The sequence below is a fragment of the Rhodoferax sp. XS2R6 genome (genome assembly GCF_056521365.1).
Genome location: NZ_JBWMAY010000001.1, coordinates 1,248,025 through 1,264,891 on the forward strand (window position 1 = coordinate 1,248,025; position 16,867 = coordinate 1,264,891).

At 62.4% G+C, this 16,867-nt stretch carries 3 protein-coding genes; 2 read left to right on the forward strand and 1 reads right to left on the reverse strand.

Going from position 1 to position 16,867, the window contains the following annotated elements:
• Window positions 1-9: 9 nt before the first annotated feature.
• Window positions 10-1,707: a flagellar basal-body MS-ring/collar protein FliF gene (gene fliF / locus AC097A_RS06020; protein ID WP_105261534.1), complete on the reverse strand. Its 1,698-nt coding sequence runs from the start codon at window positions 1,705-1,707 to the stop codon at window positions 10-12.
• A gap of 176 nt (window positions 1,708-1,883) precedes the next feature.
• Here fliF and fliE point away from each other — a divergent pair, with 176 nt between their 5' ends.
• Together fliE and AC097A_RS06030 are read left to right on the forward strand one after the other, a co-directional pair.
• Window positions 1,884-2,201: a flagellar hook-basal body complex protein FliE gene (fliE, locus tag AC097A_RS06025; protein ID WP_479620125.1), complete on the forward strand. Its 318-nt coding sequence runs from the start codon at window positions 1,884-1,886 to the stop codon at window positions 2,199-2,201.
• 315 nt (window positions 2,202-2,516) lie between these two features.
• The gene (locus AC097A_RS06030; protein ID WP_479620126.1) at window positions 2,517-16,862 is read left to right on the forward strand and encodes a M10 family metallopeptidase C-terminal domain-containing protein; all 14,346 of its coding nucleotides are present in this window, start codon (window positions 2,517-2,519) and stop codon (window positions 16,860-16,862) included.
• Window positions 16,863-16,867: the final 5 nt, after the last annotated feature.

The following is a 16,867-nucleotide window of genomic DNA, read 5'->3' on the forward strand; positions in this document are numbered from 1 at the left end:
CGCTGGCCATCAGGCCGGTGCCTCGCCGTTCATCCACGCTTTGACAATGTTGGCCACCGCAGCCGGGTTATCGCGGGTCAGCTTGCGGGCGTCCTCCAGGCGCAACTCACCTGGAGACACCACCGCAGTGCCGGTTTCACCACCAGGGCCGCCCAACTGCGGACGGGCGGGCTGCTCGGACTCCAGCGCATCCAGCTGGCCACCGCGCTCATCACCCAGAGGCTCGGCAGCAACAGGAGGTTGGGCCAGCGACTTCATGGCCGGGCGAATCACGCCCAGCAGCACCAGGGCCGCTAAACCCAGGGTGCCCAGCGGCCAGGCCAGACTGCGTGCCAGATCCACCACTTCGGGCTGACGCCACACCGGTATCTCTGTGCTGTCCACCACGGGCGCGGCAAAAGGCGCATTGACCACATTCACCGAATCGCCGCGGTCTTGGCTGAAACCCACGGTTTCGCGAACCAAGGCGGTCATTTTTTCGAGCTGGGCTTCGGTCAAGGGGGTGCTGGTGACCTTGCCCTTGTCATCCGTGGCGGTCTGGTTGTTCAGCACCACCGCGGCGTTAATGCGCTTGATCACTCCGGTGGCGCCTTTGACCACGCGCACCGTCTTGTCCACCTCGTAATTGATGATGGACTCTTTCTTGGACGAGTTATTGGCTCCCGCAGCGCCGCCAGCCTGGCCAGCAGCAGCCAGCGTTTGCGGCTGGCCATTGATGGGCGCGGCGGGCTGGGCGGGTGGCTGGTTGGTGGTGGCACCGGGCACACCAGAGGGCGGGCCGGACTGGGCACCGTTGGTGCTTTCCACCAGCTGCTGGCTGCGCACGGCACTGCTGTCCGGCGTCTGGTTGGGTTTGTGCGATTCGGTGGTCGACTCGGTTTGGGAGAAATCCAGTTCGGCCGTTACCTGCGCCTTCACGTTTTGTTTGCCGACCAATGGCTCCAGAATATCAAGAATGCGACGGCTATAGAGCATCTCTATCTGCTGCGCATACTGCAATTGCTCGGCATCGGCCCCCATGCCCCCTGTGCCGTCGGGCAGGGCCGACAGCAGCTTGCCGGAGTCGTCCAGCACGCTCACTGCACTGGGGTTCATCTCGGGCACGCTGGAGGCGACCAAATGCACGATGCCCGCCAGTTGGTTGCGGTCCAACGTGCGGCCGGGGTGCAGGCTGAGCAAGACGGAGGCAGACGGTTTTTGTTGCTCGCGGAAAAACCCATTCTGGTTGGGCAAGGCCAGGTGCACACGGGCGTTTTGCACCGAGGACAGGGCCTGGATCGACCGGGTCAGCTCCCCTTCCAGGCCGCGCTGGAAGGTCAGGCGCTCCTGAAACTGGGTCATGCCGAAGCGGTTGGCCTCCATCATCTCAAAGCCATTGACCGAGCCTTTGGGCAGCCCCAGGGATGCCAGCTTCAGGCGCACATCGTGCACGCGGTCGGCCGGCACCAGGATGGCGCCACCGCCTTCGGTGTACTTATAAGGAATGTTCAGGGTGCTGAGCTGGGAGATGACCGCGCCGCCGTCTTTGTCAGCCAGGTTGGAATACAGCACCCGCCACTCGGCTTGGCGCCCCATGACCAGGCCCACGATGCCAATCGCCACAAACAGCAACACCCCCAGGGCCAGGCGCATGCGCTGCCCCTGGTCCATCGCGGCAAAGCGTTGCCCGATGGTGGGGTTGACGGGGACGGTGGCTACAGCTTGCATATCCATGGTTTCCAATGCGGTGGGGCGCGGTTCGCCTGACTGAATGGGGCTGATTATTCGACCCACCCCCAAAAACATTAGGGTAATAAGCACCCGCTTTACCCGGCAATTCAAAAAAATACCGCATGGCCTCGCGTCTTAGGATCGCCCCAACGTCAAGACCAGAGAGACCTGCCATGGACCTCAAACTCACCCCCGTCACCATGCCCAGCACGATTCGCCCCAGCGCCGGGGTGCGCCCAGCAGGGGCATCTTCCACAGAAGATGTGGGGGGCAGCTTCTCCGGCGCGCTCAAAGGCGCACTGCAATCGGTCAGCGCAACCCAGAACGAATCGACCCGGCTGCAGCGCGAAGTCCAGATGGAAAACCCCAAAGTCAGCCTGGAAGAGACCATGGTGGCGATCCAGAAAGCCCAGATCGGCTTCCAGGCCACGCTGCATGTGCGCAACCGCATGGTGCAAGCCTACACCGACATCATGAATATGCAAGTCTGATTGATTTACTATCAAAATAGGAGCTTCTTGCGCATATTCCACGGGCGCTAGAGGCCAATTTGATGCCTTTTTTCCTTGGCTACCCATCGGAAACTCTGGCCGCACTTGGCGGCTGCACTACGCCCTGTAGTGGCACGGTATCGGCCCGGACAGGCAAATCCTAAAGACTTCTTCAAAACTGCCGTAATAACCATGAGATGCCGAATTGTTAGTTTCGGGGGCCTGGGCCTCCGAACGCCCCGGTGGTTTCCGCTTGTAGCGAAAACCATCCAAGGCTAGGCTAGTTAGCAGACACCATCTTTCGAGAGGCCCCACATGACCACGATCACCATTTCCGACGGCAACAGCGACCTGACCCTGCCGGGAAACATTGACACGATCATCGGGGGCACGGGTGATGATGCGATCACGATCAGCAGCGCGCTGAACTCCACCATCGACTTGGGCACAGGAGCCGACTCGCTGACCTTGGGGAACTTCACCAATACCGCCACCGTCTCCAATATCGAGTCGATTACCGGCGGCACCGGGGCCGACACCCTGACACTGGGCGCAGCCACCTCCGGCTCCACCATCAATGCCGGCGCGGGTACAGACAAGGTCACCCTGGCCGACGGCACCAACAACATCACACTGAACAGCGTCGAAACCGTCGTAGGCGGCACAGGGGCAGACACGGTGGCACTAGGCGGATCCATAGGCGCCGCCAACATCAGCCTCGGCGCTGGTGACGATGCACTGGTGTTGTCCAGCGTCGTAACCTCCGGCAGTTTTGACTTGGGCGCTGGCGCCGACGCCATCACCCTGGCCAACGGCACCAACACCATAACGGTGGCGGGCGCTGAAACCGTCTCCGGCGGCACTTTGGCCGATGTGGTCACCCTCACCTCCGCCATTACTGCGACAGGGGTCATCGACTTGAAGGCTGGCGCTGACGTGCTGACCCTGGCGGGTGGTGGCAACACGGCCACCATCACCGGGGCCGAAAGCATCGCCACCTCCGCCTCGGGCGACGACACCATCACGCTGGGCGCAGCCCAAACCGGCACCATCAACCTGGGCGCTGGCGCCGACGTGCTTACCCTGTTTGGCACTGGCACCAACAGCCTGACCCTGTCCAACATCGAAAGCGTCCTGGGCGACTCCGCAGCCGACACCATCACGCTGGGCGTAGCCCAGTCCGGTGGGACTATCGACCTGAACGACGGCACCGACACCCTGATCCTGGCCAACGGCACCAACGTCCTCACCGTGTCGGGCACGGAAACCATCACCGGAAACTCCGGCGCCGACACCCTTACCCTGAACGAAGCGATCACCAACGGCGTGGTGAATCTGGGAAGTGGCACAGACACCCTGACGCTGCTGGCTTCGGACACGACAGGCCAGAGCGTCACCGCCACCGGGGTGGAGACACTGACCGCAGGCTCCGGCGCTGACACCATCACGATGGGGGCCGCCATCGCAGGCGCCACCTACAACCTCGGTGATGGCGCCGACGCCATCACCCTGACTGGCGCCACCAACACAATGACGCTGAGCAATGCCGAGTCGCTGACCGGTGGGACCGGCGCAGACACGGTCACGTTCGGTGCCGCAATTACTGGTGCCACCGTGAACCTGGGCAATGGTGCCGACAGCCTGACCCTGGCCGCAGGCGGCAACACCGTGACCGCGACCGGTGTCGAATCCATCACCGGCGGCGCGGGCGACGATGTGCTGGCCCTGTCTGCCGCCTCCTCTGGCGTAACGATTGACTTGGCAGGCGGCACTGGCGACGTAGTCACCATGGTGGCGGGTGGCAACTCCCTCAATATTTCAGGTGCAGAGTCCATCACGGGTGGTGCAGACGCCGACGCCGTAACCCTGGGCGCGGCACAAGCCAGCGGCAGCATTGACCTGGCAGCGGGCACTGACAACCTCACCCTGGCCAACGGTGTCAACACGTTGACCGTGCTGGGAACCGAAACCATCACCGGCAACTCTGGCGTCGATACCATTACCCTGGGCTCGGCCATTGCCGCGGGCAGCATCAACCTGGGTGCTGGCGCAGACGTGCTGAACCTGTTCGACACGGCCACCAACAGCCTGACTGCAACGGGCGTGGAAAGCATTCTGGGGGGCAGCGGTGCAGACACCGTCACGCTGGGCGCAGCCATCACAGGCGCAACCATTGACTTGGCCAGCGGCGCAGACGTACTGACCCTGGCCAGTGGCACCAACACCATGACGCTGTCCAACGTGGAAAGCGTCACCGGCGGCACCGGCAACGACACCATCACCCTCGGCGCGGCCGTCACTGGCGGCACCTTCAGCCTGGGCAATGGCCAAGACAGCCTGACACTGGCGCAAACCGGCACTGCCAACAACACCGCCACGGTCACCGCCATCGAAACCATCACGGGTGGCAGTGGCGACGATGACATCACCTTCACCGGCGGTGTGACCGGCGGCAGCATCACCTTGGGTGATGGCACCGGCGACAAACTGACACTGGGCGGTGCTTCCACATTGACGCTGGACGGCACCATCGAAACCGTGGTGGGCAGTAACGGCAACGACACCGTGACATTGAGCGCAGCAGTCACCGCTGGCAGCTACGACCTGGGCGCGGGCTCCGACAAACTGAACCTGGCCGCAGGCGGCAACACCCTGACCTTGAACGGCAGCATCGAAACTGTGGTGGGTGGCGCGGGTGCCGACAACATCACCTTCTCGGCAGCGCTGACCAATGTGGTCATTGACGCAGCAGGTGGCGCCGACACCCTAACCCTGGCCGACAGTTCCAACTCCTTCCAGGCTTCCAACGTGGAGTCCATCGTGGGTGGCTCTGGGGCAGACCAGATCACACTAAGCACCACCGTCACCAACGGCACCTTTGACCTGGCCGAAGGCGCCACCGACCGCCTGACCCTGGCCAACGGCACCAACAGCCTGACCACCACCGATGTGGAAACCGTGATCGGCGGCACCGGTGACGACACACTGACGCTCACCACCGTTACCACCAACGGCACCTACAGCCTGGGCGCTGGCAACGACAAGATCACCCTGGCCAACGCCAACAACGTCTTGGCAGTGTCCAACATCGAGACCATTGTGGGTGTCGCGGGTGATGACACCGTGTCCTTCAACGCGGCCATCTCGGGCGGCATTGTGGACCTGGGGGGTGGCACCGACCAACTCAATTTGGCCGATGGCGCCAACGTGGTGACGGCCACAGGCATCGAGGCGATTGTCGGTAACTCGGGGGCCGATACGGTCACCATCACCAGCGCCATGGCCAGTGGCAGTACCGTGGACTTGGGCGACGGGGTCTCCGATGTACTGGTACTGCAAGGCAACGGCAACACACTGACCGTATCCGGAACCGAAAGCCTGACCGGCAGCACCGGCGATGATCTGGTAACACTGGGCGCCGGCATTTCTGGCGCCACCTTCAACCTGGGCACCGGCACCGATACGCTGACCCTCTCGCTGGGCAACCACACCATCACGGTCAACAACGTCGAGTCCGTGCTGGGCGATGGCGGCACGGACAACATCACGTTCTCGAATGTGGTCACGGGCGGCACCTATGACCTTGCCGCGGGCACAGACCAAGTGACGCTGGGCAACGGTTCAGGCGCCAACACCATCACCGTCAGCAACGCCGAAAGCTTTACCGGCAGCAGCGGTGCCGATACGGTCACTTTCGGTGCGGCAGTCGCGGCAGGCACCGTGAACCTGGGGGTGGGCGCAGACAGCCTGACTTTGGCCAGTGGCACCAACGCCCTCACCGTCACCGCGGCAGAAAGCATCACGGGCAACGCAGGTGCGGACACCATCACCCTGGGCGGCGCCATGGCGTCGGGCACCTTCGATTTGCTGGGCGGCAACGACGAACTGATTCTGGCCAACGGCACCAACGCCGTAACAGCCGCCAATATCGAATCCATTGTGGGCGGCACGGGCGCCGACACCGTGACGCTGGGCGTGGGTTCTACGGCGGCCACCGTTGACTTGGGGGCTGGTGCAGACGCTTTGGCTCTGGCGGCAGCAGGCGGCACGTTCACCGTGTCGGGCACCGAGTCCATTACCGGCGGCGCAGGCGCCGACCTGGTAACCCTGGGTGCCGCCATCAGCGGCGCCACTGTCAACCTGGCGGGTGACACCGGGGACGTGTTGACACTGGCCAACGGCACCAACACCGTGACCGCACTTGGGGTGGAAACCGTGGTCGGCGGCAATGCGGGTGACACCGTCATGCTGACCAACACGACCAACGCACTGACAGTGAGCAATGTCGAGACCGTGGTGGGCAACTCGGGCAACGACTCCCTGTCGCTGACCAATATTGCCAACACCCTGACCGTCAGCAGCATTGAAACCCTGACGGGTGGCACGCTGAACGATGCCATCACCTTGAGCACTGCTGTTAGCGGCGCCAGCTACGACTTGGCAGGCGGCACCGACACGGTCACCCTGGCCAGCGGCGCCAACAACTTGACTGTCACCGGCGTGGAAAGTGTTGTGGGCGGTGGCGCCACGGACACACTCACGCTCGCAGGCAACGGCAGCACGCTGACTGTGTCTGCTGTGGAAACCATTGCCGGCAGCACCGGCGACGATGTCGTGACGCTGGGTGCCAGCGTCAGCGGGGGCAATTTTGACCTGGCCGCCGGCAACGACACCCTGAACCTGGCAGCGGGCGGCAACACATTGACCGTCAGTGGTACGGTGGAAACCCTGGTGGGCGGCGCAGGCAACGACCTGATTACCGTCGGCAGCGCAGTCACCGGCCTCACCTACGACCTGGGTGGTGGTGCGGACCGCCTCACCCTCTCCAGCACCGGTGACAACGCCATCACCGCCATCGGCATCGAAAGCCTGGTGGGTGGAACCGCCAACGATGCGGTGACGTTCACCGCCGCCGTTTCGGGTACAGCGATTGACCTGGGGGCAGGCACACAAGACAGAATCACCCTGGCTGACGGCACCAACACCCTGTCGCTCAACGCCAGTGTGGAGACCGTCGTGGGCGGTACCGGGGCCGACGCCATCACCCTCACGGCAGCCGTGACCGGCCATGTGTACTCGCTGGGCACCGGGGCAGACAGCCTGACGCTCTCCGGCACCGGCAACAACACCCTGACCGCCACCGACATCGAAAGCATCAGCGGTGGCAACTTGAATGACACCGTCACGCTGGGCACCGTCGTCACAGGTGCCACCATCAACCTCAATGGTGGTACCGACCGTCTGATCCTGGCCGATGGTGCAGCCAACACCGTCACGCTCAGTGGCGTCGAATCCATCAACGGCGGCACGGGTGATGACAACGTCACGCTGTCGGCCGCTGTGACGGGGGGCACCGTGTCCCTGGGCGCAGGCACCGACACACTGACGCTGGGCGCCAGCTCGACCCTGACGCTGGACACCACGGTTGAAACCCTGGTGGGCAGCAACGGCAACGACACGATTACCCTGAGTGCAGCGGTCAGCACGGGCAGTTACGACCTGGGCGCAGGCTCGAATGACCAACTCACGCTGTCCACCACCGGCAACAACACCTTGACGCTGGGCAACAGCGTGGAGACCCTGACATCGGGCTCCGGCGACGACACCATTGTGCTGAGTGCCGCTGTGTCCAATATGCGTGTGGACTTGGGCGTAGGCGCCGACAGCCTGAGCCTGGCTAACGGCAGCAACTCACTGACGCTGTCCAACATCGAATCCGTCACCGGCGGCACTGGCGTCGACCAGCTGACGTACACCACCGCTCTGACCGCCGGCCAGATTGACTTGGGCACGGGCTCTGCAGACAAAGTGATCCTGGCCAATGCGCCCAACACCCTGACCACCACCGGCGTAGAAACCGTCGTAGGCGGCACCGGCAACGACACCCTGACCCTGGCCGATGCCAGCTCCTTCGGCGTGTACGACCTGGGCGCAGGCAGCGCCGACCAGCTGAACCTGAGTGCCGCGGGCAACAACAACGTCATTGCCAAAAACACCGAGTCCATCGTGGGCCTGGGGGCAGACGACACCGTGGCCCTGGGCAACAGCATTACTAACGGCCAGATCAACCTGGGCGCCGGCACCGACACGCTGACCCTGTTTGATTCGCCCAACAGCCTCACCATTACTGGTGTGGAAACTCTGGTGGGCGACTCTGGCGCTGACACCGTGACGCTGGCCACCGCCGTGACCGCGCTGGACGCCAACCTCGGCGCTGGTGCCGACACCCTGATTCTGGCCAACGGCGCCAACACCCTGTCAGTCAGCAACGTTGAAACCATTACTGGCAACAGCGGTGCGGACACCGTGACCTTGGGCTCCGGCGTGAGCGGCGGCACCATCAACCTGGGCGCGGGCACCGATTCGCTAACCTTGTTCAATGACGCCAACGTATTGACCGTGACAGGCGTGGAAACCGTGGTGGGCGATGCGGGGGCAGACACTATCACCCTGACGGATGCTGTTTCCGGCTCCATCAACCTCAACGGTGGCAACGACACCCTGAATCTGGCCAACGGTGCCAACACCCTGACCATTTCCAACGTGGAAACAGTCAACGGTGGCACGGCAGCAGACACGGTAACCTTTGGCACGGCCATTACCGACACCACGGTCAACCTGGGCGCAGGCACAGACACCCTGACCCTGGCCGACGGCACCAATGCGGTCACCACCCTGCAGGTGGAAAGCATCGTGGGCGGCACTGGAGACGACACAGTCACCCTGGGCGGTGCGCTTTCGGGTGCCACCATCGACCTCAATGCAGGCACCGATACCCTGGTCCTTGCCAACGGTGTGAACGTGCTCACGGTGAGCGATGTGGAAAGCATCACTGGCGGCACAGGGGCAGACACCATTACGCTGGGTAGCGGTAGCACTGCGGCCACCGTGGACCTGGGTGCAGCCGTGGACACCTTGACTCTGTCCAACTCGGGCGGCACTTTCACCGTCAGCGGAGTAGAAACACTTGCCGGTGGCACGGGTGATGACGCCGTCACACTCGGCTCCACCGTTACGGGCGCCGTCGTTAATCTGGGCGCTGGCACCGACAGCCTGACGCTGGCCAATGGCGCCAATACCCTGACGCTCACTGGCGCGGAAACCATCACTGGAGATTCCGGCGCAGACCTGGTGACACTGGGCAGCACGGTGACCGGTGCCACAGTGAACCTGGCCGACGGCAGCGACCGACTGGTTTTGGCCAACGGCACCAACACCCTGACGGTGAGCAATACGGAATCCGTCAGTGGCGGCACCGGCAGCGACACCCTCACGTTGACCAATGTGGCCAACACACTGACTCTGAGCGGGATTGAAAGCGTGGCGGGCGGTACCCTGGCCGACGCAATCACCCTGACCACTGCCGTCACGGGCGGCAACTACAGCCTGGGTGCTGGCGCCGACAGCCTGATCTTGTCTGGCGCAGCGGCCAACACCCTCACGGCCACCGACATCGAAACCATCACCGGGGGCTCGTCCAATGACAGCGTGGTGCTCGGCGCGGCCCTGACGGCCGGCAGCATCGACCTGGGCGTGGGCACAGACGCCTTGACTTTGGCTGCGGGTGGTAACACCCTGACCCTGAGCAATGTAGAGACCATCACAGCCACCGGCAGCGGTGACGATGCCATCACACTGGCTACCAGCGTATCGGGTGGTAGCGTAGACCTGGGTACCGGCAGTGACACCCTGACTTTGGGGGCCAGCGGCAATACCCTGACCGTAGCCACCACGATCGAGAGCTTGGTCGGTAGTGGGGGGGACGACATCGTCACACTGGCTGGCGCCGTGTCGGGCCAAACGTACGATCTGGGCGCGGGCGCCGGGGACCGCATTATTCTGTCTGGCGCCGGTGCCAACGACCTGACCGTCAACGCCATCGAAACCATCAGCGGCGCTGGTGCCAACGACACGGTGCGTTTCAGCGCCGCAGTCAGCGGTGTCACCGTGGACTTGGGCGGCGGCACAGGTGACCGCGTTGTGTTGGCTGATGGCGCCAACACGCTGTCGTTGAACGGCACCGTAGAAACTGTCACGGGTGGCACAGGTGCAGATGCCGTGACCCTCACCACTACGGTGAGCGGCGCCATCTACAGCCTGGGCGCAGGCACCGACCGACTGACACTGGCCAACGGCAGCAACACGCTGACCGCCACCGACGTAGAGAGCATCACCGGCGGCACCGGGGTAGACAACGTCACCCTGGGTACAGCCATCAGCGGCGCCCAGATTGATCTGGGTGGCAGCATTGGCGACAAACTTACGCTAGCGAACGGTGCCAATACCGTCACTACCAGCAACGTGGAAACGATTGTGGGCGATAGTGGTGCAGACGTAGTGACGCTGAACACCGTCATCGCAGGTGGCAATATCGATCTGGGTGATGGCACGGACCAACTGGTCCTGAAAAACGGCACCAACAACCTGACCGCCACAAATATTGAGACCATCACCGGCGGAACCGGTGCAGACACCATCACCTTGGGTGCAGCACAAAGCAGCGGCACCTTCAACCTGGGTGCGGGTACAGACACCTTGAACCTGGCGTCCAGTGGCAACAACACACTGACGCTGGACGCCAGTGTGGAGCGCATCAATGGCGGCACGGCGGCCGATGCAATCACCCTGACCCAAGCGGTGTCGGGTGCGGTGTTCGATCTGTCCGGCGGTGCCGACAGCCTGACACTCGCCAACGGCACCAACATTCTGACGGCGTCGTCGGTGGAGTCCATTACCGGCTCCGCGGGCGACGAAGACATCACGCTGGGTGCGGCTGTCAACGGCGCCACCATTGCCATGGCGGGTGGCAATGACGTCCTGACCCTCTCCGGGGCTGGCAACAACACGGTCACAGTAAGCGATGTGGAATCCTTGGTTGGCGCGGGCGCCAACGACAACATTACCCTGAGCACGATCTTGACGGGCGGCAGTGTCAGCCTGGGTGGCGGCAGCGATGCCCTGACTCTCGCGGTGGGCGCCAACGTCGCCACGGTGGATGGCGTGGAAACACTCACCACCAGTGGCTCGGGCGACGACACCATCACGCTCTCCAGCGCCAGTCCATTTGGCGCCTCAGTCAACCTGGGTGCAGGCGCAGACAGTCTGACGTTGGCAGCTGGTGGCAACACCATGACCTTGACCAGCGTAGAGTCCGTGACAGGCAATGCCGGTGCAGACATCATCACCTTTGCCGCAGCCGTGAGCGGAGCCACGCTGGACTTGAGCGCTGGCGTAGACAAGCTCTACCTGGCTGACGGCGGCAACACGGTAACGGCCTCCAACGTGGAAAGTGTGACGGGCGGAAGCGGTGTAGACACGGTCACGCTGCAGACCACCTTGACCGGTGGCACCATCGACCTCGGTGCAGGTGCTGATGCGCTGACCTTGGCTGACGGAGTGAACACCGTCACCGCATTCAACACAGTGGAGACCATCACGGGTGGTATTGGCGCGGATACGGTGACCTTCAGTGGCGCCATCAGTGCCGGCACCTACAACCTGGGTGCGGGAACCGACACCCTGAACCTGGCCTTGGGTACCAATACATTCACCGCCAGCAGCACGGTGGAAAGCATTCTGGGCAACTCGGGGGCTGACACCATCACCCTGGACGGCGGTGTCAGTGGCAACAGCTATGACCTGGGTGCTGGCGCAGACCGCCTGAACCTCTCGGGCCTAGCGGCCAATACACTCACACTGAACGGCTCCATCGAGTCGTTGGTGGGCGACTCCGCAGCGGACACGATCACCCTGAGCAGTGCGGTAAGCGGCCATAGCTACGACTTGGCAGGTGGCACAGACACCTTGCAACTCGCAGATGGCGCGAACACCCTGACACTGGCCAATATCGAAACCATCTTGGGTGGCACCGGTGCAGACACCCTGGTGTTGAACAGCGTAGTCACTGGCGGATCGATTGACCTGGGAGCAGGCAGCGACAAGATCACCCTGGCCAACGGTGCCAATACGATTACGGTGTCGAACGTCGAAACCATTGTGGGCAATTCCGGCAACGATCTGGTGACACTGGCAACGGCAATCGCAGGCGGCTCGGTCACCCTGGGCGCTGGTGCGGGAGATGTCCTGACACTGGCTGACTTCAACAACACCTTGTCAATCGACAACAGCATTGAAAGCCTGGTTGGCGGCACGGCAAACGACACCATCACCCTTACCAGCACCGTCACGGGCTTCAGTTACGACCTGGGCGATGGCACAGACACCCTGACGCTCATGGCCAGTGGCACCGGCGCCAATACCGTCACACTTTCCAATATAGAGAATTTGGTGGGGGGATCTGGTGCGGACACCGTCACCTTGGGCACTGCCGTCACTGCGGGCGCCTACAACCTCGGTGCAGGTACCGACACGCTGGTGCTGGGCAACTTCAACAACACGTTGACGGCACTCAACATAGAGAACATCACTGGCAACAGCGGCGATGATGACATCACTCTGGGCGCAGGCGTCACCTCGGGCAGCTTCAGCCTGGGCGATGGCACAGACGTCTTACGTTTGGCCAATGCCGCCAACACCCTGTCCATCGGCGGCGACATTGAAACCCTGGTGGGCAATTCGGGGGTTGACACCATTACCCTCACCACAGCAGTCACAGGCCGCACATTCGATCTGGGGGCGGGCGTTGACAAACTGACATTGGCCCACGGCGCCAATACCGTGACACTGGCGAATATCGAAACCGTGGTGGGCGGCACCGGTGCAGACAACGTCACCATGCTGGCGGCCGTATCGGGCGCCAATATCAGCCTGGGTTCGGGTGCCGACGTATTAACACTCGCCGACTTCAACAACACGCTGTCGATCGACAGCAGTATCGAGTCGCTGTTGGGCGGCACACTGGCCGACGCCATTACCCTGACCGCACCGGTCACGGGTGGCATCTACGACCTGGGCGCCGGAACGGACACCTTGCGCCTGCTGGCGACGGGTACCGCAGCCAACACGGTGACGGTGTCCAATATCGAATCCTTTGCCGGCGGCTCCGGCACGGATACCGTCGTGCTGAGCACCTTGGCCAGCAATGCCGTGTTTGACCTGGGCGCAGGTGCAGGTGACAAACTCACGCTCAACAACAACGGCAACAACACCATCACCGTAGGCGGTATTGAAACGCTTGTCGGCAACGATGGCAACGACACGGTGACCTTGTCCACCATCCTGTCTGGCACTGGCCTTAGCGTGGTTCTGGGTACCGGCACCGACAGCCTGGCCTTGGCCAATGGCGCCAACAGCCTCACGGTCGCCAGCGACATAGAAACCGTGCTGGGCAACTCTGGTGCCGACACCCTGACTCTGAGCGAAGCCGTCTCCGGCAATGTCTACCACCTGTCTGCGGGTGCCGACGTACTGACCCTGGCCGGTGCAGGCAACACCGTGACCCTGAGCGGTGTGGAGACGCTGACGGGCAGCACTGGCGCAGACCTGATCACACTTACGGCAGCCCAAAGCGCAGGCGTCTACAACCTCGGAAGTGGCGCAGACGTGCTGACCCTGGCCGACGGCCTGAACACCTTGACCCTGAGTGGCGTGGAATCGCTGACCGGGGGTACAGGGGCGGACACCATCACCCTCAGCGCCATTATTTCGGGCGCCACGGTGGACTTGGGCAACGGCATCGACAAGCTCACGCTTGCCAATGGCGCAGGCAATACCTTGACACTGAGCAGCATCGAAACGCTGGTCGGTGGATCGGGCGCCGATGTGATCACACTGACCACCGCTGCTTCTGGCGCCAACATCGACCTGGGGCTGGGCAACGACACGCTGCAACTGGCCAGTGCGTCCAACACCCTGACGCTCAATGGCAGCATTGAGTCCCTGATCGGGGGCACCCTGGACGACACCATTACCTTGTCGGCTGCAGTTTCGGGTAGAACTTTTGACCTGGGCGATGGTGCTGACAAATTGGTACTCGCCAACGGTGTGAACACAATCACGGTCAGCAATGTGGAAACACTGGTTGCCAACGCTGGCGCAGACACGGTTACCCTCGGATCGTCGGTGACCAACCAGACCATCGATCTGGCCGGCGGCATTGACAAACTGGTGCTCAAAACCACGGGCACCGACGCCAACACCCTGACGGTGGCCAATACCGAAACCATCGTGGGTGGCGGTGGTGACGACACCGTGACCCTGACCGCAGCAGTGTCTGGTGTCAGTATTTCTCTGGGCGCTGGCACTGCCGACACATTGGTTCTGGCCACCGCCGGCACCAACACCCTCGTGTTGAACACAGACATCGAGACCCTCACTGCCGGCGCAGCCATCGATCGCATCACGCTCAGCGCTGCGGTAAGCGGACGCAGCTTTGATCTGGGTGCGGGCTCCGACTCCCTGACACTGGCAGGCAACGGCAACACCGTCACGCTGTCCAATATCGAGACCGTCATTGGCAGCACCGCCAATGACCTGGTCACACTCACCAACACCCTCACCGGCGGCATCGTGAACTTGGCTGGCGGCACGGGCGATGTGCTGACCTTCACCGCCAGTAGTGGCGCCAACACCGTCACGGTCAACAACACCGAAACCATCGTGGCGGATGCAACGGACGACACCATCACTCTGGCCTCCGCCATTAGCAATGGCACCGTGAATCTGGGTGGCGGTGTCAATAAGCTGATATTGGCGGCAGCAGCAAACACCCTGACAGCGGTTTCCAATGTGGAGTCGGTGGTGGGTGGGGCGGCAGATGACAAGCTGACGTTCCTGACCCAGGTGACTGCAGGCAACTTCAACCTTGGCGCCGGTCTGATCGACACCCTGACACTGGCCAACTTTGACAACACCCTGACGGCCACCGGCGTAGAAACCATTGTCGGCAGCTCGGGGGCTGACGACATTACGCTGGGCTCCGCAACCGCCGGAGGCAGCTACTCTCTGGGCGATGGCAACAACACCCTGCGATTATTCAATGCGGCCAATACCTTGTCTGTGAACAACACCGTGGACACTTTGATTGGCAACTCAGGGGTAGACACCATCACCTTGACGAACATCGCCACAGGCAATGTCTACAGCCTGGGCGCAGGTTCGGACAAGCTGACTCTGGGCAACTTCGCCAATGCAGTCACACTGACCGACGTGGAAACCCTGGTGGGTGGAACCGCCAATGACACGGCTGTCCTGACTACACAGAGCTCAGCCGGCATCTTCAACCTTGGTGCAGGCAGTGCAGACCATTTGACCCTGGCTGATTTCAACAACACCGTGACCCTCACCGGCGTCGAAACCCTGGTGGCCGGTACGGGCAACGACATCGTCACGCTCAGCGTCGCACAGGTGGGTGGCAACTACAACCTGGGCGCGGGTACCGACCGCCTGATCCTGGCCGCGGCAGGCAGCAACACACTGACCGTTGCCAATGCAGAAACGATCATCGGCACGGGTGGTGTTGACACCATCACGGTGACTGCCGGTCAGACCGGCACCCGGATTGACCTGGGCAGCCTGAACGACACGCTCATTTTGAGCAACGACGACAATGACTTCACCGTGCTGAATGTGGAAACCATCACCGGTGGCACTGGAAGCGATATCGTGACCCTGGGTGCCGCCGTGATCGGTACGACCAACTTCAACCTCGGAGACGGAGCAGACCAGCTGCGACTGTTCAACGCGGCAAACACGTTCACGCTGATGAGCAACACCATCGAGACCGTCACAGGCAACTCGGGGGCAGACTCCATCACCATGGCCGTTCAGGCCACCGGCAATACCTTTGACCTGGGTGCTGGCGTAGATATTCTGACTTTGGGCAACTTCGCCAATGACGTCACCGCATCGGGCGTAGAAACGGTCACCGGCTCCTCTGGCAGCGACACAGTGACACTGACCACCACCCTGTCGGGTGGATTGATCAACCTGAATGCTGGCAGCGACACACTCAACCTGGCGAGCGGAGTAAACACCATCACCCTGAGTGGGGTGGAAACCGTGAATGGCGGCAGCGGCAGCGACCGCATCACCCTCAATAACGCCATCACCAACGGTGTGATTGACCTGGGCGGCTCCAACGACAGCCTGACGCTCTCCGCATCGGGGCCCAACAGCCTCACCATCACCAACGTGGAAACCCTGGTCGCTGGCGCAGGCAATGACTCCGTAACCCTGGGCACCGCTGCCGTGGGCGTCACCTACAACTTGGCAGGCGGTACGGACACCTTGAACCTGTCAAGTACGGGCAACAACAACGTCACCGTAAACGCCATCGAAACCGTTTTGGGTGGCTCGTCCGACGACACCATCACCATGGTCTTGTCCACGATTGGCGCCACGCTCAACGGCGGCGGTGGCGACGATACCCTGGTGGGCAGCAACGGCGCAGACCTGCTGATTGGCGGCAGTGGTGCCGACTACTTCGTCTTCCGCGACACGGCGCAGTCCAGTGCCACTGTTTTTGACACGATCAATGACTTTGTGGTGGGCCAGGACAAGCTGGTCTTCGAAGGACTGGGCAACGGCAACTTCAGCATGGTGAGTACTTTCACCAATTCAGGCGACGCGCAGGCCAAATGGGACTCTGCGACCAATATACTGTTGGTCGACACAGACGGTAACGGCGTCGCTGAAATGAAACTCACTTTGGTGGCCGCTACGTCTGATGGACTCAGTGCTTCTGATTTCCAATGGACCTAACCACG

Bases quoted from the DNA above. Each gene is read 5' to 3' on its own strand.
- fliF (WP_105261534.1), bottom strand. From the start codon at position 1,707: ATGCAAGCTGTAGCCACCGTCCCCGTCAACCCCACCATCGGGCAACGC.
- fliE (WP_479620125.1), top strand. From the start codon at position 1,884: ATGGACCTCAAACTCACCCCCGTCACCATGCCCAGCACGATTCGCCCC.
- AC097A_RS06030 (WP_479620126.1), top strand. From the start codon at position 2,517: ATGACCACGATCACCATTTCCGACGGCAACAGCGACCTGACCCTGCCG.